The following is a 22439-nucleotide window of genomic DNA, read 5'->3' as shown; positions in this document are numbered from 1 at the left end:
GTAGAAGTTTTATAAAAAAAAGACTTTAAGCAAGGATAAATATACAAAATTAATGACGAGTACATTTTCTTGTATATTTGATTAATCAACGGAATTTGAATAAATTATGATATAATTTTCTATTTTTGTGACTAACGATGCAACTTAATTCTGTCATGAAAAGAGCATACTTGGATAATGCAGCTACTACTCCTATAAGGAGCGAAGTGATCAAAGTCATGGTAAATACATTAAAATATTCATTTGGAAACCCTTCTTCCACACAACATAGTTATGGAAGGCTAGCACGTTCTATAATAGAAGAATCAAGAATACGTATAGCAAGGAATATAAATGCTTCTCCATCTGAGATAATTTTTACATCTAGTGGTACTGAAGCTAACAACATAGTTTTGAGATCTTCTGTTATTGATTTAAAAGTCAAATATATTTTAACTTCTCAACTGGAACATGACTCTGTATTACAAACTATTATAGATTTAGTCCATAAAAATAAAGTTTTTGTAGAATTTATTCAAATACAGGATAAAGGAGTTATTGACTTAAATCATCTTGAAAAAATATTAAAAAAAAATTATCCAAATAAAATACTTGTAAGTTTAATGTACGCTAACAATGAAATTGGAAATTTATTAGATGTAGAAAAAGTTGGATTTCTTTGTAAAGAATACAAAGCTTATTTTCATTCGGACACTATTCAAATCATCGGAAATTTACCTGTTAATATGAGACAATTGCCTTTTGATTTTGCTACTGCTAGTGCACATAAGTTTTATGGACCAAAAGGAATAGGTTTTGTTTTTATTAGAGAAAAAATTATAAAAAATATAAAATCATTTATTACAGGTGGTTATCAAGAATACGGCATTCGTTCAGGAACGGAAAATATTTATGGAATAGTAGGACTATCGGAAGCTTTACATTTATCCTATTGTGATTTTACTAATCATATAGAAAAAATTAAGGATTTAAAATCATATTGTATCTCCGAATTGAAAAAAATCATTCCAGACATTATTTTTAATGGATTATCAGAATCTATGGATAAGAGTATCCCTAATATATTAAATATTTTTTATCCAAAAAAAGATCATTTATTATATTTTCATTTAGATCTAATGGGAATAGCTATTTCTAAGGGAAGTTCTTGTCACTCAAGAAATTTAAAAAAAGTATCTCATGTAATTCTTTCTATAGCCAGCAAACATTTATTAAAAAAAATGATGCCTATAAGAATTTCTTTTGGAATTTTTAATGAAAAAAAAGATGTCGATTTATTAATTGAAGCCTTTAAAAAAATAAAAAATTGAGAATTTTTTAAAAAAAAATAAATATCTTTACGATAGATAAAAATTCACACATTTGATCAGTGATTCAGTCCCATTTTATTCAATCTTCTATTGGAAGAAAAGTAGTTATGGCAACTACGGGAGTTTTCCTTATGTCTTTTTTGTTATTACATTTAAGTGTTAATCTTTTTCTTTTTTCTGGGGAAGAAGCGTTTAATAATGCTGTCTCTTTTATGAGAAAAAATATTCTTGTAAAAATGCTAGAATATGTTCTTGCTTTAGGTTTTATTATTCATATTATTTTTGGAATTAGATTACATTCAAAGAATAAAAAATCAAAAGGAGACATGGATTATGCAATGAAAAAACCTATATCGACATTTAGTAGTCGTACAATGATTCATACAGGAGTTTTAATCTTGTGTTTTTTAGTCTTGCATTTAATGAATTTCATGATTCCCATGAAATATTCTCATGCTTCAGATTATATTTTGGTTACTTCTTTGTTTAAAAATCCTGTATATACATTCATCTATGTTTTTTCTTTCTTAGTTTTAGGATTTCATTTAAATCATGGATTTCAATCTTCTTTTCAATCGTTGGGGTTATCTAATAAAAAGAAATTATTTTGGATACGAAAGTTTAGTTTTTTTTATTTTTTGTTTATTTGTTCTGGTTTTTCTATTATCGCTATTTGGTTCTTTTTCAATGGTAATTAATATATCTCAATGACTAAAAACTCTTTGAAATTAAATTCAAAAATTCCAAGTGGTCCTTTGACTCATAAATGGATCAATCATAAATCTGTTTTAGAATTAGTTTCTCCAAACAACAGATCTAATATGGAGATTATTGTAATTGGGACAGGGCTTTCTGGTGGATCAGCATCTGCTACTCTAGCTGAATTAGGATATCAAGTAAAAGTTTTTTGTTATCAAGATTCCCCAAGAAGAGCACATTCTGTAGCCGCTCAAGGTGGTATTAATGCTTCTAAAAATTATAAGGGAGATAATGATTCTGTTTATCAACTTTTTTATGATACTATTAAAGGAGGAGATTATAGATCTCGTGAGGCTAATGTTTATCGTTTGTCAGAAATATCTTCCAACATTATTGATCAATGTGTAGCACAAGGGGTTCCGTTTGCTCGGGATTATGCAGGATATCTTGAAAATAGATCTTTTGGTGGAACTAAAGTTTCAAGAACTTTTTATGCAAAAGGACAAACAGGACAACAGCTTTTGCTTGCTTGCTATTCAGCCATGTCTAGACAAATAGGAAAAGGAAGGATAAAAATGTACAATCGTCATGAAATGTTAGATTTAGTAGTAATAGAAGGTTTAGCTAGGGGCATTATTGCTAGAAATCTAATTACTGGAGAAATTGAGCGCCATGCGGCTCATGCGGTCGTTATTGCCTCAGGAGGTTATGGAAATGTGTTTTTTTTATCTACTAATGCTATGGGATCTAATGCTAGTGCTATATGGAAAGTTCATAAAAAAGGAGGATTTTTTGCTAATCCTTGTTATACTCAAATCCATCCAACTTGTATTCCTGTACATGGCAACTATCAATCTAAATTAACATTAATGTCAGAGTCATTGAGAAATGATGGGCGTATATGGGTTCCAAAAAAAATAGAAGATGCTATTTCTATACGAAATGGGAAAAAAAATCCTGAAGATCTTAGAGAAGAAGAAAGAGATTATTATCTTGAAAGACGTTATCCTTCATTTGGAAATCTTGTTCCAAGAGATGTAGCATCTAGAGCTGCTAAAGAACGTTGTGACAATGGTTTTGGAATAGAAAATAATGAAACAAAAGAAGGGGTTTTTTTGGATTTTTATTCTTCCATAGAAAAATATGGAATAGAAAAGGCAAATGAACTTGGAATAAAAAATTCAAATGACATGGAAATTATAAAATGGGGAGAAGAATCTATAGAGTCTAAATATGGGAATTTGTTTCACATGTATGAAAAAATTACAAATAAAAATCCTTATAAAACTCCTATGAAGATTTATCCAGCTGTTCATTATACTATGGGAGGTATATGGGTTGATTACAACTTGATGTCTTCTATTCCAGGATGTTATATAATAGGAGAAGCAAATTTTTCCGATCATGGTGCTAATCGTCTTGGAGCTTCTGCTTTAATGCAAGGTTTAGCTGATGGTTATTTTATTTTACCTTATACCATAGCAGATTATTTGTCTAGATATATACATATGACAAAAAACATATCTACAAAACATAAAGAATTTGATAAATCCGAGAAGAATGTAAAAGAAAGAATTAAAAAATTTTTTTATTCCAATGGAAAAGAATCTGTTGATTTTTTCCATAAAAAACTTGGAAATATTATGTGGCAATATGTTGGAATGAGTAGAAATGAGAAGGGGTTATCTGAGGCTATCAAAAAGATACAAGAACTTCGTGAAGAATTTTGGATAAATGTTTTTGTTCCTGGAAATATTGAAGATGGATTTAATTCAGAATTGGAAAAAGCAGGACGTGTAGCCGATTTTTTAGAATTGGGAGAACTCATAGCAATGGATGCTCTAGATAGAAAAGAATCTTGTGGTAGTCATTTCAGAGAAGAATTTCAAACAAAAGAAGGAGAAGCTCTTCGTGATGATATTCATTATAAATATGTTTCTATATGGGAATATCAAAAAGGAAAATCTGTTAGTGAAGAAGTTATGCATAAAGAAGACTTAACTTTTAGTTTTGTTCAACCGCAATCGCGTTCTTATAAATAGAAAAAATTATTATGAAAGGATTACTCAATTTTGTATTAAAAGTATGGAGACAAAAAAATAGTAAAGAGAAAGGTGATTTTAAAACTTATAAAGTTTATGATGTTTCACCTGATTGTTCTTTTTTAGAGATGTTAGATTTATTAAATAATCAAATTTTATCTAAAAAAAAAGAACTCCCTATTTCATTTGATCATGACTGTCGTGAAGGAATTTGTGGTATGTGTTCTTTATATATTAATGGTAGAGCCCATGGACCTCAAGACTTGATTACAACATGTCAACTTCATATGCGTCATTTTAATAATGGAGAAACGATATACATAGAACCTTGGAGAGCTAAATCTTTTCCTATTATTAAGGATCTTGTTGTAGATAGATCTTCTTTCGATAGAATTATTACATCAGGTGGTTTTATTTCTGTAAATACTTTTGGAAAGACAGTGGATGGAAATATGATACTTATTCCAAAAGAAAACGCAGATCAAGCTTTTGATGCAGCTGTATGCATTGGTTGCGGGGCTTGTGTAGCTACATGTAAAAATAGGTCTGCCATGTTATTTGTTTCTGCAAAAGTAGCACAATTTGCTCTGTTACCTCAAGGAAAGATTGAAAGAAAAAAACGTGTGTTGAATATGGTCAAAAAAATGGATGAAGAGGGTTTTGGAAATTGTACTAATACTCAAGCTTGTGAAATTGATTGTCCAAAAGGAATTTCTGTAGAAAATATCTCTTTTATGAATAGAGAATATATTCAGTCTTTTATATAATTATGGAATATTTAGATTTTGAAAAACCCATACAAGAAATTCATGATCAATATATTAATTGTTTAATGATAGAAAAAAAGAGTGGTGTGGATATGAAAGAAGTCTGTAATCAATTACAACATAAGTTAGAAAAAACTATAAAAAAACTACATAGCCACTTAACTCCTTGGCAAAGAGTGCAACTATCTCGTCATCCTAATAGACCTTATGCTTTAGATTATATATTGTCTATTACAAAAAAAGAGTCTTTTATTGAATTGCATGGAGATCGTTATATTGGAGATGATAAGGCTATGATAGGTGGGTTTGGAAAAATTGAAGATCAGACTTTTATGTTTATAGGAACGCAAAAAGGAAAAAATACGAAAGATAGACAATATAGAAGATTCGGAATGCCTAATCCAGAAGGATATCGAAAAGCACTGCGTCTTATGAAATTAGCGGAAAAATTCCGTAAACCTATTGTAACATTTATAGATACTCCAGGAGCTTATCCTGGAATAGAAGCAGAAAAAAGAGGTCAAGGAGAGGCTATTGGAAAAAATATTTATGAAATGATGTGTATGAAAGTTCCTATTATTGTTCTAATTATAGGAGAAGGAGCTAGTGGTGGGGCATTGGGGATAGGAGTAGGAGATAAAGTTTCTATGATGGAAAATTCATGGTATTCTGTGATATCTCCTGAGAGTTGTTCTACGATACTTTGGGGTAATTGGAAAAATAAGGAAAAATCTGCAGATGCATTAAAACTAACAGCAGAAGATATGCATAAATTAAATCTTATAGATGATGTGATAAAGGAACCCTTAGGAGGGGCGCATTTTCGTCCAGAACAAGCTTATAGAACTATAAAAAAAAAAATAATAAAATACCATAAAGAATTATCTTGTATTGATACAGAAGAACTTATCATAGTTCGAAAAAATAAGTATATTTCCATAGGGGTTTTTAATGATTAGAAAAAAAATAATTTTTTTCAATTCGCTCTTATCTATAAATGTAAAAAATATATCATGAAAACAATGAGTGATATAATCCAAGAGCAAGATTGGACCCCTTGTCATAATCATAATTTTATGAAAATTAAAAATGGAAAAATACCTCCTCAAGCATTGGATTTAGAAGAGGCGATTATAGGTTCTGTTATGATTGATAAAAAGGGATTAGATGAGATTATAGATATACTTGTTCCAGAAGTCTTTTATAAAAAGGAACATCAAGAAATATTTCGTTCAATACAGCAATTATATCAGAATTCTAAACCTGTAGATATTTATACTGTATCTAATCAACTTCGTAAAAATGGACAACTTGAAAAATCAGGTGGAGAGTTCTATTTGATAGAATTAACACAGAAAGTTATTTCATCTGCTCACATAGAATATCATAGTCGGATTGTACAACAAAAATTTATTCTAAGAAAATTAATTAGCATATCTTCAAATATTATAGAACATTGTTATGAAGATAGTACAGATGTTTTCGAGCTTTTAGATAAAGCAGAATCCAAGCTTTTTGAAATAAATCAAAAATATTTAAGAACAAAAAAGTATGAAACAACTCAATGTCTTATAAGAAAAGCTATTGATAGGATAAAAGAAATAGAAAAGAATAAAGAAGGTTTGAGTGGAATTCCATCTGGATTTCACAACTTGGATAAAGTTACTTCTGGATGGCAAAATTCAGATTTGATAATACTTGCTTCTAGACCTGGAATGGGAAAAACTACTTTTATGTTATCTATGGTTAGAAATATTGTTATTCAACAAAAAGTTCCTGTGGTCATTTTTTCATTGGAAATGTCTTCTATTCAATTAATCACTAGATTAATTTCCTCAGAAACTGGTATTTCATCTGAAAAACTTAAAAGTGCTAGTCTTTCTGATTTAGATTGGAAACGTTTATTTTACAAAACTAAAAAGTTAAAAAACGCTCCACTTTTTATAGACGATACTCCATCTTTATCTATATTCAGTTTACGGGCAAAATGTCGTCGTTTAATTTCTCAACATGGAGTAAAATTGGTTATGATAGATTATATGCAATTAATGGGTATTAGTGATCCTGGTTCAAAATTAAGAAATCGAGAACAAGAAATATCCATAATTTCTCGTAGTTTAAAATCTCTTTCTAAAGAGTTAGACATTCCTATAATAGCTTTATCACAGTTGTCTAGAGCAGTAGAAATAAGAGGTGGAAATAAAAGACCATTGCTATCTGATTTACGTGAATCCGGGGCAATTGAACAAGATGCAGATATCGTTTTATTCATTTATAGACCTGAATATTATGGATTTAATACTTGGGATACAGAGGATAAAGAGTCTTGTATAGGTCAAGCAGAAATAATTATAGCTAAACATAGAAATGGAGGTCTGGATCGGTTTCGTTTAAAATTTATAAGTGATCAAGCAAAATTTATGAATTTTGAGGAATTTAAGGAAGAGAACAATCCAATATGGAAGGAAGATTATCAAAAAAATGTTTTGGAAAAAGAAAATTGTTTTATAGAATATCTTCCTAATGAAGAAAATGACAAACATGAAAACAATTTTAACTATAATAATGATTCTTTGAAAGATGAGGATTTTTTTTCATTTTAAATGAAAGTTTATTGAATTTTGAATGGTTTTTTTCCAGAAAAACAATTTGGAAAGATTGCAGAAAAAAGAAAGTATTACGTACTATAGTTTTAGTGACACAACACACTATAGTATTTAGTGTAATTATAAGTATTTTAACTTTTTCTATAGGTTTTGGGTTTAAAAAAGTAATCAACGAGAAATTTTTAAATATTCAAGGTCCAATTATTGTCACAAGTAATCCGAAAAAAAAAACCTGTTTTCTTTCTTTAGAAAAGAAGAATTTGTTTCTTTTTAATTCCGTTAGTTGTATTTCTCCTTTTTCTGAAAAAGAAGTAATAATTTGTACTACAAATAAAGGAATACAAGATATAGATAGATTTGTTTTCAAAGGAATATCCAAAGATCATAATCCTGTTTTTTTTAAAAATTTTTTAGTATCAGGATCAAAGAAAAATTTGTTTTCCAGTTATGGAATTTTTTTATCCAAAAAAAATTCTATTTTATTGAGATTAAATAAAGGATCCTCTATTTTAATAGGTTTTATTTCCATTAAAAATGGAAAACCTTCTGTTTTTTATAAAAAATTTTATGTATGTGGTTTATACGAAACAGGAATTCCTGAATTTGATGATGTTTATCTGATTGGCGATATGAGACATATACAGAGTGTTAATGGATGGAAACATGATTTTGTAGAAGGATTTGAAATTTTTACATTTTCTATTGATCCTAATAGAATAGAATCTATAAAGAAAGAAATAGATCATAAATATTCTGATAAATTCCTAGTTAAAACTATATATGATCAATATCATAAAGATATTATGGAATGGTTAAATGTTTTTAATGTTAATATTTTTGTTATTATTTTTATTGTTATTATAGCTATAATATTTAATATAATTGTATTTTCTCTAATACTTCTTTTAGAAAGAATGAAAACCATAGGTATTTTAAAAACTTTAGGAGCTAGAAATAGAATCATACAGAAAATATTTTTATATTATATTATACATATTTTAATACCTCCGTTAATAATAGGAAATAGTATTAGTTTTTTGTTTTTAATACTACAACAAAAATTCCAATTGATATCATTAAATCAAACACAATATTATGTCAATGTTGTTCCCATTCATTTAAATATAAATTACTTTTTATTTGTTAATATATCTATTATATCAGTATGTTTTTTTTCCGTTTTTTTTCCTTCTTTATTTATTATTAATAAAATACCTCCTATTAAAGTGATTAAATTTGAGTAATTTTCAAGAATTAATTTTGTATTTTTGTTATATAGAAAAATCCAATTAATTTTTGACACTTGTAAAATCTTCATCTGGAATAAGAGGTACACTGGGAGGAAAAAAAGGGGAAGGTTTTTCTCCTCTAGAGATTATCAAATTTTCAGCGGGATATGTTTCCTGGATGAAAAGGAAATATAAGAATAAAAATAAGTATTTAATAGTATTAGGCAGAGATGGACGTATGACATCTTCCATTTTTCAACGATTTTTGGTTATAACTTTTCAAAGTCTTGGAGTAGATGTTATTGACATTGGTTTATCTACAACCCCTACTGTTGGGATAGCCGTTATGAATGAAAAAGCAGATGGAGGTATAATGTTAACAGCCAGTCATAATCCAAAAAATTGGAATGGATTAAAGATGTTTAATTCCCAAGGAGAATTTTTATCTGAAGAAGACTTTCAAAAAGTATTTCATATAGTGGAAAAAGAGTATTTCCATTTTGTTTCTTTTAATAAATTAGGTACTCATCGATATAAAAAGAATTATATTCATAAACATATAGATACTATTCTTTCTTTACCGTTGGTAGATAAAGAGATTATTAAAGAAGCTAGATTTAAAATTGTTGTGGATGGAATTAATTCTACTGGAGGAATAGCAGTTCCTATTCTTTTAAAATGTTTGGGAGTAAAAGTAATAAAAATGTATTGTGATCCTCATGGAGATTTTACTCATAATCCTGAACCCATTGAGAAAAATTTAAAAGAAATTTGCAAAAAAGTACCACAAATGAGAGCAGATTTAGGAATCTCTGTAGATCCAGATGTGGATAGAGTGGTATTTATTTGTGAAAATGGAGACTTCTTTGGAGAGGAATATACTTTGGTATCAATTGCAGATTATTTATTGGGAAATAAAATAGGACCTATCGTTTCTACTTCATCTTCTTCTCATGCATTAAAAGATTTATCTACCAATAAAGGAGCTCCCTATTATTCTACTTCTGTAGGAGAAGTACATGTTGTGAAGAAAATGAAAGAAGTTAAAGCTATTATTGGAGGAGAAGGTAACGGAGGGGTTATTTACCCCGATTTACGTTATGGAAGAGATGCATTGGTAGGTATTGCTTTATTTTTAACTCATGTCGCTAAACTTTCCAGAATATCGTTAACTAAATTAAAAAAAAGATATCCTAATTACTTTATGTCTAAAAGGAAAATTAGATTATCTTCCAATCAAAAAATTGGAGAAATTATAGAAAGAATGAAAGATAAATATAAAGGAAAAAATATGGATCTTGAAGATGGAATCAAGATTTATTTGCTAAATAATGAATGGATCCATGTGAGAAAATCTAATACCGAAAATATTCTTCGGTTACATATAGAAAGCTACTCAAAAAAAAGAACGGATTTTTTGACAAAACAGATTCTATATGAAATGAAAAATAATAATTAATTTTATAACGTAATGTCAAAGGAAAATTTTGTGAAATATATAGAAGAAAAATATATTCAAAAGAATTATTTCCCTCCATTTGGTTCTGGAGATACTATCACTGTTTTTTTTGAAATTAAAGAAGGAGAAAAAAAAAGAATTCAATCTTTTAAAGGAGTGGTTATTAAGAGACAAGGAAAAGGACTAACAAAAACTTTCACTGTTCGCAAAATGAGTGGAGAAATAGGAATAGAACGTATATTTATTTTCAATCAACCTAGTATAAAAAGCATTGTAATAAATAAAAAAGGAAAAGTACGTAAATCAAAAATTTATTATTTTAGATTTCTTCGAGGTAAGAAAGCAAGAGTAAAAAGTAGGTAACGGCAAAACCAAAAGAGAAAAAAACTTGAGCTTTTCCTCTCTTTTGGTTTTTTTTTTATTTATTATTTTTTTCGTTCTCTTCAGAAGTTACCTTGTCTTTTTCTTTATTGTTATTAGATGTGGAATCTTCATTTTTTGAATTCGAATTGGAGGTTTCTTCCTCACTAGATGATGTAGAAGGAGGAGTAGTAGGAGCAGAATTTGTTGTATTATCATTCGTATTAGCTGTTTTTTCCTCTTCTGTTGTAGTAGGATTGCTATTTTCGTTTTTAGATTTGTTATTACAACTACTTGTAAATAAAAATATTGCTAAAAAAATTGTGGTTACAGTAATTCTTAATTTTTTCATCATAATCAATAGTATTTCAGTTATAACATATTCTGGACAAATTTATATAAAAATTTGGAATGAAAAAATATATCATTATTTGATTTTTTTTGAAAAAAAATGAAAAATGACATATTGAATGCCAACTTATTCTTTTTTATTTAGTTTGAAAATAAGAATATTAGATCATCCTAAATCACTTAACTATTTAAAATTACATATATTTTAAAAAAAACAATCAAGATTATGTCTTTAAATAAAAAAATTTTAAAGGAAGCATTAACTTTTGATGATGTATTACTTGTTCCATCCTTTTCTTCTATTCTTCCGTCAGAAGTATCTCTTAAGACTTCCTTAACATTTGATATAACTCTTAACATACCCATATTGAGCGCGGCTATGGATACTGTAACAGAATCTTCTCTAGCTATATCTATAGCTAGAGAAGGTGGTATGGGAATTATTCATAAAAATATGAATATAAAAAACCAATCGGAAGAGGTTTACAAGGTAAAAAGGAGTGAAAGCGGAATGATAGATGATCCTATTACTTTATCTAGGAAATCAACACTTAGAGATGCACAATATCTTATGAAAAAGTATCATATATCAGGACTTCCTGTAATTGATGACGATCATGTTTTAGTAGGGATTATAACTAATAGAGATATTAAATATCGTATGGATTTAGATTCTTTAGTTGAAGATGTAATGACCAAAGAAAAATTAATTACTTCTAAAAGAAACATAACTTTAGAAGAGGCAAAAAATATTCTTTTGAAAGAAAGAATAGAAAAACTACCTATTGTAGATGATTTGAAAAAACTGGTGGGTCTAATTACTATCAGAGATATAGATAATTTAATAGAATATCCCAATGCTTGCAAAGATTCTAGAGGACGTTTGCGTGTGGGAGCAGCTGTAGGAATAGACAAAAATACTTTGGATCGGGTAGATTCTTTAGTAAAAGTAGGAGTAGATCTTATTTCCATAGATTCAGCTCATGGTCATACTCTCAGTGTGTTAAAAATGATAAAATCCATCAGAACTTGTTTTCCAGAAATAGTTTTAATAGCTGGAAATATAGTTACTATGGAAGCAGCTAAAGATTTAATAGACGCTGGTTCTACTATTTTAAAAGTTGGAATTGGTTCCGGATCTATTTGTACAACAAGAGTTATTGCTGGAGTAGGAATGCCACAAATAACTGCTATACAAGATGTTTGTGAATATGCAAAAAAAAGAAATGTAAATGTCATTTCGGATGGAGGAATTAGGTATTCTGGAGATGTAGTTAAAGCTATTGCTGCTGGAGCAAGTTCTGTAATGATTGGTAGCTTGTTTGCAGGAACTGATGAGGCTCCAGGTGAAGAAATAATTTTTCAAGGGAGAAAATTCAAAACTTATGTAGGAATGGGGTCATTAGATGCTATGAAAAGAGGAAGTAGAGATCGTTATTTTCAATTTAATGAAAAATCTGTTCCAGAAGGAATAGAAGCAAAAGTTCCTTATCAAGGAAAAATGAAAGATGTTCTTTATCAGATTTGTGGAGGATTGCGTTCGGGAATGGGATATTGTGGAGTTTCTACTATTCCAGAACTAATGGAAATGGGAAAATTTGTAACAATTACTAATTCTGGATTAAAAGAAAATCATCCACATAGTGTAAGCATTACAAAGGAATCTCCAAATTATTTCAATTATAAAAAAATAGGAGAGTAGAAAGAATACCCGGGACGGGATTCGAACCCGTACGATCTTACAGATCACAGGATTTTAAGTCCTGTGTGTCTACCAGTTCCACCACCCGGGTGGTAAAAAAAAAGCGAGAAACGGGATTCGAACCCGCGACCCCGACCTTGGCAAGGTCGTACTCTACCACCTGAGCTATTCTCGCTTGTTAAAAACAAATGACTATATAAAGGTAAAAACACTTTAATATATATCGCAAATAATTTATTTTCTTTTAAAGAAATAATTCATAATTTTTTTCAGGATAACAAATGCTTTTTTCTTGAAGAAAATTTTAGGATTTTCTTCTTGAAAAAATTGATTTTTTTTATCTAACGTTTTTAATATTTCTTTCGCTCTGTGGATGACTTTTATAGGCATTCCTGAAATTTTTGCTACATGAATTCCAAAGCTATGTTCGCTACCTCCATCAATCAATGTTCGCATAAAAATAATATTTTCATTAATCTTCTTTACAGAAATGTGGTAGTTTTGAATTCTTTTGAAAAAAGAACTCATCTTGTTTAATTCATGATAATGAGTAGCGAATAAAGTTAAAGGTCTAAAAGAGTTTTCATGTAAAAATTCAACAATGGACCAAGCAATAGATATTCCATCATATGTACTAGTTCCTCGTCCAATTTCATCTAAAATAAGAAAACTTCTTTTAGAAAGATTGTTTAATATGTTTGCGGTTTCATTCATTTCTACCATAAAAGTAGATTCTCCTAAAGAAATATTATCAGAGGCTCCAACTCTGCTAAACATTTTATCTACTAAACCAATTTTTGCATATTGAGCAGGAACGAAACTTCCAATGTGAGCCATTAGTATGATGATAGCTGTTTGACGTAAAATAGCTGATTTTCCGGACATATTCGGTCCTGTGATAATCATGATTTGTTGATCTGTTTTATCTAAAAAAACATCATTAGGAATATAGGATATTTTAGAAATAAATTGTCTTTCAATTACCGGATGTCTTCCTTTTTTTATACATAGTTTAAAAGAATGAGTTATTTCCGGTTTTATATAATTATTTTCTAACGCAGAAATAGAAAATGAACATAACACATCTAATTTTGCAATTATTTTTGCATTTTTCTGTAAAGGTTTTATATATTTTAATAGTTGGTTGATCAGATTATGGAAAATTTCTTTTTCAAGAGATAAAATTTTATGTTCAGAATTTAGAATTTGCAATTCATAATTCTTTAATTCTTCAGTAGTATATCTTTCCGAATTAGTCAATGTTTGCTTTCGTATCCAATGAGATGGAACTTTGTGTTTTTTTGTGCTTTTAACTTCAAAAAAATATCCGAAAATGTTATTATAACCAATTTTTAAATTGGAAATCCCTGTATTTAATTGTTCAATAGAACGGAGTTTTTCGAGATATTCTTTTTTGGAAAAACATAGAAAACGAATCTTGTCTAATTCTTGAGAAAATCCTTTTACAATTACATTTCCTTTTTCAATATGATTTGGAGGATCTAGGTGGATAGTTTCTGTAATTTTTTTAGATATTATATGGCAATCTTGAAAGCAATTTCCTATTTCTGAGAGAATTTTAGATTGTTTGGATAATAAAATTTTTTGTATGTCATAAATAGCTGTCAAAGATTTATGTAATGTAATGATTTCACGTGGAGAAATTCTACCAATGGCCATTTTTGAAATCATTCGTTCGATATCATAGACTTCTTTAAGTTTTTTTTGGATAAAATCAAGAATTGAAAGATTCAAAAATAATTCTTCTACTATTTGGTGACGTTTTTTTATAGAAGCAATATTGATTAAAGGAAAATAAATCCAATGTTTTAATAATCGACTTCCCATAGGGGTTAAGGTTTGATCTATGATATCAATTAAGGAGACTCCTTGTTTATTCAGGCCATGAAATATTTCCAAGTTTTGGAAAGTAAAATCATCAATCCACATGTGTTCCTCTTTTTTGATTCTTTTAATGTTTGAAATGTGTTTTATTTTATAATGCTGTGTATCATATAAATAACTTAATATAACTCCGGATGCTATAATTCCTAATTTTAAATCTTCAATCCCAAAGCCTTTTAAAGAATTTGTTTGAAAATGAGATATTAATTTTTCATATGCGAATGGATAATTAAACATCCAATCTTCCATAATGAAGGTATAATACTTGTTTTGAAACAATTCCTCAAAATACTTTTTTTCTCTTCTTTGAAAAAGTATTTCACTTGGATTAAAATGTTTTAAATAGTGTATCAGATTTTCTTTGGCATCTTCTACTATGAAAAATTCTCCTGTGGAAATATCTAAAAAACTTAATCCTAAGTATTTTTTATCTGCATGAATAGAGGCTAAAAAATTATTGGATTTAGTTTGTAAAATATTTTCGTCTATAGCTATTCCTGGTGTTACTAGTTCTATGACTCCTCTCTTGACAATATTTTTTCCTTTTTTTGGTTCTTCTAATTGATCACAAATAGCTACACGATGTCCTGAGCGTATTAGTCTTGGCAAATAAGTATTTAAAGAGTGATAAGGGAATCCCGCTAAATGATTGTTTTTATGACTGTTAGATCTTCTTGCTAAAGCTATATCTAATATTTTAGAACACTTTATAGCATCTTCTCCAAAAGTTTCATAAAAATCTCCCACTTGAAATAATAATATAGTATCTGGATATTTAGCTTTTATATCATTATATTGTTTGACTAATGGAGTTTCTTCCTTTTGAAAATTATAATTTTGGTTTTTATTCATAATATATAAAAGTAATTTGGGCTTTATTTTCAAAAAACGGTCATTAATTTCATAATATATTGAAGAGTAGCAATTAAATAAAATAGGGTATTTTTTTATAAAAAAGTTTAATTGAAAGGATAAAAACCTTTTTTTTTGAATTTTGATTCATTATGTCAAAAATATTTAGAGAATATAAAAACCTAGATCTTAAAAAGATCGCTGCAGAAATATATCAATATTGGAAAAAAAACAATATTGTTCAAAAAAGTTTTCAATCTGGAAATAGAATATCTACCTATATTTTTTATGAGGGTCCGCCTTCTTTAAATGGAAGTCCAGGACTACACCATATGGTAGCAAGAACGATAAAAGATATATTTTGTAGATATCATACTATTAAAGGGAAAAAAGTGATTAGAAAAGCAGGATGGGATACTCATGGATTACCTATTGAGCTGAATGTAGAGAAAAAAATGGGAATCACTAAAAACAATATAGGAAAGAGTATCAGTGTAGAAGAATATAATAGGATTTGTGAAAGTTTCGTTAACGAATCTATGAAAGAATGGATAAAATTTACGGACAAAATAGGATATTGGTTAGACATGAAAAAACCATTCGTCACATATCATTCAAAATATATAGAAAGTATATGGTGGTTAATCAAAACACTATATCAAAAAAAGATTCTTTATAAAGATTATACAATTCAACCATATTCCCCTGCTGCAGGAACTGGATTAAGTCATCATGAGTTAAACATGCCAGGAACATATAAGGAAGTAAAGCAAATAGCTCCTACTTTAAAATTTAAAGCTAAAAAAGAAACTCTTCCAAAAGAAATTCGTAATTTTTTGGGAGACATTTATTTTATATCTTGGACGACTACACCTTGGACACTTCCATCTAATACTGCATTGGCTATAGGTTCAAACATAGATTATCTTTTAGTAAGAATTTATAATCCATATACTTTTTTAAAAGAAAACATTATTTTTGCTAAAAAATTAATTCATAAAGTTTTATTACCAAAAAAATTCTATCCCGTTTCAAATATTAGTGAATTTGATCGTATAAAAATAAACAAAAACAGATTACCTTATTTTATTGAATATCAATTAAAAGGAAGAAAATTAATTCAAAGTAGGTATGAACAATTACTTCCATGGTTTAAACCTTATCAAGAAGAAGAAAAAGCCTTTCAAGTTATAGAAGGAAGTTATGTAAATACAATAGAAGGAACAGGAATCGTTCATGTAGCTCCTACATTTGGAATTGAAGATTTAAAATTAGCTAGAAAACATGATATTCCATCTATGTTAGTCTTGAATCAAGAAAAAGAACTAGTTCCTCTAGTAGATACGCAAGGAAGATTTTTAAATAATTTTCCTCATGGATTTGGTGGAAAATATGTCAAAGAAGATTTTTATTCAAAAAAAAATAAAAAAAAAGTTTCTGTAGATCAAGAAATAGTTTCTTTTCTTAAAAGAGAAAAAAAAGTTTTTCAAGTAGAAATGTATACACATTTTTATCCACATTGTTGGAGAACAGAAAAACCTATACTTTATTATCCTTTAGATTCATGGTTTATAAATACTAATAAAGTAAAAAATAAGATGATTCTTTTAAATAAGAAAGTCGATTGGCATCCAAAATTTATAGGAAAAAAACGTTTTGAATCTTGGCTAGAAAATGTAAAAGATTGGAATTTATCACGTTCTAGATATTGGGGAACTCCATTACCCATTTGGAGAACAAAAGACGGAAAAGAAGAAATAGTTATAGGATCTGTTAAGGAATTATTTATAGAGATTCAGAAATCTATTGAACATGGATTTATGTCTCATCTACCATGGAATCATTTTACTCCAGGTGATATGACAGATGAAAACTATGAAAAAATAGATTTACACAAACATTTTTTAGATGATGTAATATTAGTTTCTGGTCAAGGAAGACCAATGAATCGAGAACCTGACTTAATAGATGTGTGGTTTGATTCTGGAGCTATGCCATATGCTCAATTTCATTATCCATTTGAAAATAAAGACTTTATAGATAAAAAATTGTTTTTTCCCGCAGATTTTATTGCAGAAGGAATAGATCAAACAAGAGGATGGTTTTTTACATTACATGTAATTAGTTCTATTTTGTTTAATTCTACAGCATATAAAAATGTTATATCTACTGGTTTAGTTTTGGATGAAAAAGGACATAAAATGTCTAAAAGCAAAGGAAATACCATAAATCCATTCAATTTGATAGAAAATTATGGACCCGATGCTATTCGTTGGTATATTGTATTTAATTCTGAACCTTGGGATAATTTAAAATTTAACATAAAAGAAATTCATATAGGGATCAATAAATTTTTTGGAACCCTTTACAATATTTATTCTTTCTTTGTTCTCTATGCCAATATAGATAGGTTTTCCTATAAAGAAGAAGATTGTTATTTAGAAAACAAAAACAATACAGAATTAGATTTTTGGATTCTTTCTGAATTAAATACAATGATTAAAATAGTAGATGAACATTATTCAAATTATAATCCTACTAAAGCCGCTCGTTTTATTTTTTCTTTTGTATTAAATAAGTTAAGTAATTGGTATATTAGGTTATGTAGAAGAAGATTTTGGAAAGAAGAATATACGAAAAATAAAATATCTGCCTATCAGATACTTTATAAATGTTTAATTACAATTGCTAAATTAATTTCTCCTATTACTCCATTTTTTTCAGAGAAATTATATATGGATTTAAACTCCGTTACAAAAAAAGAAAATTTTGAGAGTATTCATTTGGGGGATTTTCCAATTTATAATTCAAATTTTGTAAATAAAGAATTGGAAGAAAGAATGGTTATGGTTCAAAAAATTACTACCATGGTTTTTTCTATTAGAAAAAGAAATGGGATAAAAATTCGTCAACCTTTACAAAAATTACTTGTTTTGGTTAAAAAACCGAAAATCCGTTTCGGATTGCAAGAAATATCTGAAATTCTTAAACAAGAAATTAATGTAAAGGAAATTGAATATACGGATTCTCCTAAATCTTTAGAATTGAAAAAGAGCATTCAACCAAATTATAGATCTTTGGGTCCTAGATTTGGAAATAAAACTGAAAAAATTTCGGAAATCATTAAAAAATTCACTCATGAGGAAATTCAAGAAATAGAAATTAAAAAAAAATATGTTTTTTTTCTTGAAGGAGAAAAAGTTGTTCTTTTTTTAAAAGATGTTAAAATTACTACTGAAATTATTAAAAATTGGTCTATTATATTTGATAATGAATTGACAATTGCTTTAGATCTTCGTGTTACTAATTATCTTTGGGAAGAAGGCTTTATAAGAGAATTTATTAGGTATATACAGAAATTGAGAAAAAAGTACAACTATGAAGTTGTAGAAAAGATATTAATCTATATAAATACCATTCAAAAAATAAAATCTCTCATACAGAAATACAAAGACTATATTTGTCAAGAAACTCTAGCTGTAGATCTTTTGTTAGAAGAAGATATAGAAAAAAAAGGAATAATGGTTAATTTTGAAGATTATTCCATATATATACTGATTCAGAAAGTCGAAAACATATAAAAATGAAAATAAAACAAAGATATTCGATGGAAGAGAGGAATGAGTTTCGTAAACTGATACTTGAAAAACTGGAAAAAGCAAAAAAAGATTTGTTAATTCTTAAAGAATCCTTTGCTAATGATCAAAATAATGGAACAGATGATACGTATCCTACATTTAAAGCTTTTGAGGAAGGATCAGAAACGCTTAGTAAAGAACAAAATGCTCAAATCATAGAACACTTACAAAAATTTATACGAAGTTTGAATGCCGCTTTGATCAGAGTTGAAAACAAAGATTATGGAATTTGTCGCATAACAAAAAAATTGATTCCTAAAGCACGTTTAATGGCCGTTCCACATACTACTTTAAGTATTGAAGGAAAAAGACAAGTTGAAGAACAAAAAAAGTAAATTTTTAATTTTTTGAAAAAAGTTTTTTTAAGTATTTTCTCTATTTTATTAGTAGATCAAATTTTAAAAATTTATGTAAAAACTCATTTTGAATTGGGAAGCGGAGTGTATATATTTCCATTTTTTTGGATTTTTTTTGTAGAAAATCCTGGGATGGCCTATGGCATTTATCTCGCTCCTGGATATTTAGGAAAAATTATTTTAAGTGTTTTTCGTATTATTCTGGTTTTTTTTCTATCTGTTTTTATTTACAAAAAGATCAAAAAAGAATCTTCTAATTATTTGATAATTCCTACTACTTTTATTTTATCGGGAGCTATAGGTAATTTATTGGATAGTGCATTATATGGATTGTTATTTGATACAGGAACCATTTATGATAAAGAATCTCATAAATGGATATCTTATGCAGGAATATCTAAAATAAATTTTCATTTATCAAATGGATATGCCGCTTTCATGGAAGGATGTGTAGTAGACATGTTTTATTTTCCCATAATAGATACATATATTCCTACTTGGATTCCATTTATTGGTGGGGATCATTTTCATTTTTTTCAACCAGTTTTCAATTTATCTGATTTTGTAATATTTCTTGGAGTTGTTTTATTGTTTATTTTCAAAAATAAAATTAAACATGCAAAAATTTTTTGATACCCATTATTTTTTTGAGATTTATAAAAATCTCTATAGATTTGTACCTACCTGATTTCCATAGTTAGTGAATAATAGTTATTTATTCTATATGACAAAAGCAGCCGGTGTAGCTCAGATGGTTAGAGCACGTGATTTGTAATCTCGGGGTCGTGGGTTCGAATCCCTCCACCGGCTTTCTTTTGGGGAGATACTCAAGTTTGGTTAACGAGGACAGACTGTAAATCTGTTGGCTTTGCCTTCGCAGGTTCGAATCCTGCTCTCCCCATATTATTATGCATCTTAGGCGGAAGTAGCTCAGTTGGTAGAGCATCAGCCTTCCAAGTTGAATGTCGCGGGTTCGAATCCCGTCTTCCGCTCTACTTATGGATGAAGGCCAATGTAGCTCAGAGGTAGAGCACTTCCTTGGTAAGGAAGAGGTCACGGGTTCAATTCCCGCCGTTGGCTTTTTCTTATTAAGAATTATTAAAAATTTTAGAAACTATCATCATGGCAAAAGAAAAATTTAAACGTGACAAACCACATTTAAATATAGGTACAACTGGTCACGTTGATCATGGAAAAACAACTTTAACAGCTGCCATAACAAAAGTATTATCAGAAATAGGATTGGCGGAAGAGAAAAGTTTTGATGCAATTGATAATGCTCCAGAGGAAAAAGCTAGGGGGATAACTATCAATACTTCTCATGTAGAATATGAAACAGTGAAAAGACATTATGCTCATGTAGATTGTCCAGGACATGCAGATTATATTAAAAATATGATTACTGGAGCAGCTCAAATGGATGGAGCTATTTTAGTAGTTGCAGCTACAGATGGACCTATGCCTCAAACAAGAGAGCATATTTTGTTAGCACGTCAAGTGGGGGTTCCTAAAATAGTCGTTTTTATGAATAAAGTAGATCAAGTAGATGATCCAGAATTATTAGAATTGGTAGAAATGGAAATCCGAGAGTTGCTTTCTAAATATGAATATGACGGAGACAATATTCCTATGATTAAAGGATCTGCTTTAGGGGCTTTGAATGGAGAAAAAAAGTGGGTAGAAAAGATCCAAAAATTAATGGATGTATTAGATGAATATATTCCAGAACCTGTTCGAGAAATGGATAAAGCATTTCTAATGCCTGTAGAAGATGTATTTACAATTACAGGAAGAGGGACCGTTGCTACTGGTCGTATTGAAAGTGGAATCATTCATACAGGAGATTTAGTTGACATTATTGGGATGGGAGAAGAAAAATTATCGTCTACCGTAACAGGAGTAGAAATGTTTCGTAAAATTCTAGATAAAGGTCAGGCTGGAGATAATGTAGGATTATTATTACGTGGAATAGAAAAAAAAGATATTCGACGTGGAATGGTTATTGGAAAACCAGGATCTATAAAACCTCATAAGAAATTTAAAGCGGAAGTATATATTCTTACAAAAGAAGAAGGAGGAAGGCATACACCATTTCATGATAAATATCGTCCACAGTTTTATTTGAGAACGACAGATGTTACAGGAGAAATTCATTTATCTGATGGAATAGAAATGGTTATGCCTGGAGATAATATTTCTATGGAAGTATATTTACATCAGCCGGTAGCTTTAAGTGAAAATTTGCGTTTTGCTATTCGTGAAGGAGGAAAGACTGTAGGTGCTGGGCAAGTTACTCATATTATGGATTAATCATAAAATAAACGGATGTAGCTCAGTTGGTAGAGCGTCGGTCTCCAAAACCGAATGTCGTAAGTTCGATTCTTACCATCCGTGCAAAAATCGTAGATATAGCATGAAAAAAAGAAATTTTTTTTTGGAGATTTACGATGAGTTTGTTTATTGCATAACCTGGCCTAAGTGGGGAGATTTACAAGTTACTACGATAGTAGTGTCGTTTTTTTCTATATTTTTATCTCTGTTTCTATATGGAGTAGATGTTTTTTTTATTTTTTTTATTAAAAAATTATTTTCATTAAAATAAAACATAAAAGCGATGAGTGATTTGGAAAGAAAATGGTATGTTTTAAAAACCATTAGTGGTCAAGAGAATAAGGTAAAGTCTTATATTGAGAATGAAATTAGAGATAATGGGTTTCAAGAATATATAGGGAAGGTTTTAGTTCCCATTGAAAAAGTTATACAAATGAGGAAGGGGAAAAAAATCCACAGGGAAAAAGTTCACTTTCCAGGATATGTGATGATAGAAGCCCATCTTGAGGGAGAGGCCGTCCATGCCATCAAGAATGTTCCTGGTGTTATAAATTTTTTAAGTGAAGGAAAAGGTGGTTCGGCCATTCCTATGAGAAAAGAAGAGGTTAATAAAATGTTAGGAAAAATAGATCAACTATCCGAAAATTATGAAAATTTGAGCATTCCTTTTGTGGTTGGAGAAACTATAAAAGTCATAGATGGTCCCTTTAGTGGTTTTAATGGAACTATTGAAAAAATTAATGAAGAAAAAAGAAAACTGGAATTAGCTGTTTTGATTTTTGGAAGAAAAACTCCTTTAGAATTGAATTTTACACAAATAGAAAAAATTTAA

18 protein-coding genes and 7 tRNA genes are annotated in these 22439 nt (G+C 28.8%); 22 read left to right on the top strand and 3 right to left on the bottom strand.

What is annotated here, in order from left to right; all coding sequences use genetic code 11:
* The first annotated feature begins 155 nt into the window (after positions 1–155).
* The 11 genes from H0H60_RS02475 (at position 156) to guaB (ending at position 12525) form a co-directional block, all read left to right on the top strand.
* On the top strand, positions 156–1310 hold the full coding sequence (locus tag H0H60_RS02475) for a cysteine desulfurase family protein (RefSeq protein WP_185862985.1): 1155 nt from the start codon (positions 156–158) through the stop codon (positions 1308–1310).
* 59 nt (positions 1311–1369) lie between these two features.
* On the top strand, positions 1370–2008 hold the full coding sequence (locus H0H60_RS02470) for a succinate dehydrogenase cytochrome b subunit (RefSeq protein WP_185862590.1): 639 nt from the start codon (positions 1370–1372) through the stop codon (positions 2006–2008).
* Positions 2009–2017: 9 nt separating this feature from the next.
* Positions 2018–4051 (top strand): fumarate reductase/succinate dehydrogenase flavoprotein subunit, encoded by a 2034-nt coding sequence (locus H0H60_RS02465; protein ID WP_185862589.1) that lies wholly within the window; start codon positions 2018–2020, stop codon positions 4049–4051.
* 11 nt (positions 4052–4062) lie between these two features.
* Positions 4063–4818 (top strand): succinate dehydrogenase/fumarate reductase iron-sulfur subunit, encoded by a 756-nt coding sequence (locus H0H60_RS02460; RefSeq protein ID WP_185862588.1) that lies wholly within the window; start codon positions 4063–4065, stop codon positions 4816–4818.
* A 2-nt stretch (positions 4819–4820) separates the two neighbouring features.
* Entirely contained in the window at positions 4821–5777 is a 957-nt protein-coding gene (locus H0H60_RS02455) for an acetyl-CoA carboxylase carboxyltransferase subunit alpha (protein WP_185862587.1), read from the top strand.
* 63 nt (positions 5778–5840) lie between these two features.
* Positions 5841–7421: a replicative DNA helicase gene (gene dnaB / locus H0H60_RS02450; protein ID WP_238784888.1), complete on the top strand. Its 1581-nt coding sequence runs from the start codon at positions 5841–5843 to the stop codon at positions 7419–7421.
* Between the two features lie 11 nt (positions 7422–7432).
* On the top strand, positions 7433–8668 hold the full coding sequence (locus tag H0H60_RS02445; protein WP_185862585.1) for an ABC transporter permease: 1236 nt from the start codon (positions 7433–7435) through the stop codon (positions 8666–8668).
* A gap of 52 nt (positions 8669–8720) precedes the next feature.
* Complete coding sequence (gene glmM, locus H0H60_RS02440) at positions 8721–10112, top strand: phosphoglucosamine mutase (RefSeq protein ID WP_185862584.1); 1392 nt, start codon at positions 8721–8723, stop codon at positions 10110–10112.
* Between the two features lie 12 nt (positions 10113–10124).
* Positions 10125–10475 (top strand): 50S ribosomal protein L19, encoded by a 351-nt coding sequence (gene rplS, locus H0H60_RS02435; protein WP_185862583.1) that lies wholly within the window; start codon positions 10125–10127, stop codon positions 10473–10475.
* Positions 10476–10567: 92 nt separating this feature from the next.
* Positions 10568–10927, top strand: a complete 360-nt coding sequence (locus H0H60_RS02430) for a hypothetical protein (RefSeq protein ID WP_185862582.1) — start codon at positions 10568–10570, stop codon at positions 10925–10927.
* Positions 10928–11049: 122 nt separating this feature from the next.
* Positions 11050–12525: an IMP dehydrogenase gene (guaB, locus tag H0H60_RS02425; protein ID WP_185862581.1), complete on the top strand. Its 1476-nt coding sequence runs from the start codon at positions 11050–11052 to the stop codon at positions 12523–12525.
* Positions 12526–12531: 6 nt separating this feature from the next.
* Here the strand turns inward: guaB and H0H60_RS02420 are convergent.
* The 3 genes from H0H60_RS02420 to mutS form a co-directional block, all read right to left on the bottom strand.
* Positions 12532–12616: transfer RNA gene (locus tag H0H60_RS02420), tRNA-Leu, on the bottom strand.
* A gap of 11 nt (positions 12617–12627) precedes the next feature.
* Positions 12628–12700, bottom strand: a tRNA-Gly gene (locus H0H60_RS02415).
* A gap of 59 nt (positions 12701–12759) precedes the next feature.
* Positions 12760–15282 (bottom strand): DNA mismatch repair protein MutS, encoded by a 2523-nt coding sequence (gene mutS / locus H0H60_RS02410; protein ID WP_185862580.1) that lies wholly within the window; start codon positions 15280–15282, stop codon positions 12760–12762.
* A gap of 152 nt (positions 15283–15434) precedes the next feature.
* On the opposite strand from mutS, the gene ileS reads away from it, so the two are divergent.
* The 11 genes from ileS (at position 15435) to nusG (ending at position 22439) form a co-directional block, all read left to right on the top strand.
* On the top strand, positions 15435–18863 hold the full coding sequence (gene ileS, locus H0H60_RS02405) for an isoleucine--tRNA ligase (RefSeq protein WP_185862579.1): 3429 nt from the start codon (positions 15435–15437) through the stop codon (positions 18861–18863).
* A gap of 2 nt (positions 18864–18865) precedes the next feature.
* On the top strand, positions 18866–19255 hold the full coding sequence (locus H0H60_RS02400; protein ID WP_185862578.1) for a TraR/DksA family transcriptional regulator: 390 nt from the start codon (positions 18866–18868) through the stop codon (positions 19253–19255).
* A 12-nt stretch (positions 19256–19267) separates the two neighbouring features.
* Entirely contained in the window at positions 19268–19909 is a 642-nt protein-coding gene (locus tag H0H60_RS02395; protein WP_185862577.1) for a lipoprotein signal peptidase, read from the top strand.
* Positions 19910–20012: 103 nt separating this feature from the next.
* Positions 20013–20086, top strand: a tRNA-Thr gene (locus H0H60_RS02390).
* 7 nt (positions 20087–20093) lie between these two features.
* Positions 20094–20177 (top strand) — tRNA-Tyr (locus H0H60_RS02385).
* An 18-nt stretch (positions 20178–20195) separates the two neighbouring features.
* Positions 20196–20268, top strand: a tRNA-Gly gene (locus H0H60_RS02380).
* Between the two features lie 16 nt (positions 20269–20284).
* Positions 20285–20356, top strand: a tRNA-Thr gene (locus tag H0H60_RS02375).
* Positions 20357–20398: 42 nt separating this feature from the next.
* The gene (tuf, locus tag H0H60_RS02370; RefSeq protein ID WP_185862576.1) at positions 20399–21586 is read left to right on the top strand and encodes an elongation factor Tu; all 1188 of its coding nucleotides are present in this window, start codon (positions 20399–20401) and stop codon (positions 21584–21586) included.
* Positions 21587–21597: 11 nt separating this feature from the next.
* Positions 21598–21670, top strand: a tRNA-Trp gene (locus H0H60_RS02365).
* A gap of 19 nt (positions 21671–21689) precedes the next feature.
* On the top strand, positions 21690–21878 hold the full coding sequence (locus tag H0H60_RS03180) for a preprotein translocase subunit SecE (RefSeq protein ID WP_185862575.1): 189 nt from the start codon (positions 21690–21692) through the stop codon (positions 21876–21878).
* 12 nt (positions 21879–21890) lie between these two features.
* Complete coding sequence (nusG, locus tag H0H60_RS02355) at positions 21891–22439, top strand: transcription termination/antitermination protein NusG (RefSeq protein WP_185849663.1); 549 nt, start codon at positions 21891–21893, stop codon at positions 22437–22439.

This window comes from Blattabacterium cuenoti (genome assembly GCF_014251735.1).
Classification (GTDB): Bacteria; Bacteroidota; Bacteroidia; order Flavobacteriales; family Blattabacteriaceae; genus Blattabacterium; species Blattabacterium cuenoti_C.
This window is presented reverse-complemented; position numbering and strand designations above follow the sequence as displayed.

Excerpts from the sequence above, each read along its gene's own strand:
- H0H60_RS02475 (WP_185862985.1), top strand. The coding sequence starts at position 156 with ATGAAAAGAGCATACTTGGATAATGCAGCTACTACTCCTATAAGGAGC.
- H0H60_RS02465 (WP_185862589.1), top strand. The coding sequence starts at position 2,018 with ATGACTAAAAACTCTTTGAAATTAAATTCAAAAATTCCAAGTGGTCCT.
- H0H60_RS02460 (WP_185862588.1), top strand. The coding sequence starts at position 4,063 with ATGAAAGGATTACTCAATTTTGTATTAAAAGTATGGAGACAAAAAAAT.
- H0H60_RS02455 (WP_185862587.1), top strand. The coding sequence starts at position 4,821 with ATGGAATATTTAGATTTTGAAAAACCCATACAAGAAATTCATGATCAA.
- dnaB (WP_238784888.1), top strand. The coding sequence starts at position 5,841 with ATGAGTGATATAATCCAAGAGCAAGATTGGACCCCTTGTCATAATCAT.
- rplS (WP_185862583.1), top strand. The coding sequence starts at position 10,125 with ATGTCAAAGGAAAATTTTGTGAAATATATAGAAGAAAAATATATTCAA.
- guaB (WP_185862581.1), top strand. The coding sequence starts at position 11,050 with ATGTCTTTAAATAAAAAAATTTTAAAGGAAGCATTAACTTTTGATGAT.
- mutS (WP_185862580.1), bottom strand. The coding sequence starts at position 15,282 with ATGAATAAAAACCAAAATTATAATTTTCAAAAGGAAGAAACTCCATTA.
- ileS (WP_185862579.1), top strand. The coding sequence starts at position 15,435 with ATGTCAAAAATATTTAGAGAATATAAAAACCTAGATCTTAAAAAGATC.
- H0H60_RS02400 (WP_185862578.1), top strand. The coding sequence starts at position 18,866 with ATGAAAATAAAACAAAGATATTCGATGGAAGAGAGGAATGAGTTTCGT.
- tuf (WP_185862576.1), top strand. The coding sequence starts at position 20,399 with ATGGCAAAAGAAAAATTTAAACGTGACAAACCACATTTAAATATAGGT.
- H0H60_RS03180 (WP_185862575.1), top strand. The coding sequence starts at position 21,690 with ATGAAAAAAAGAAATTTTTTTTTGGAGATTTACGATGAGTTTGTTTAT.
- nusG (WP_185849663.1), top strand. The coding sequence starts at position 21,891 with ATGAGTGATTTGGAAAGAAAATGGTATGTTTTAAAAACCATTAGTGGT.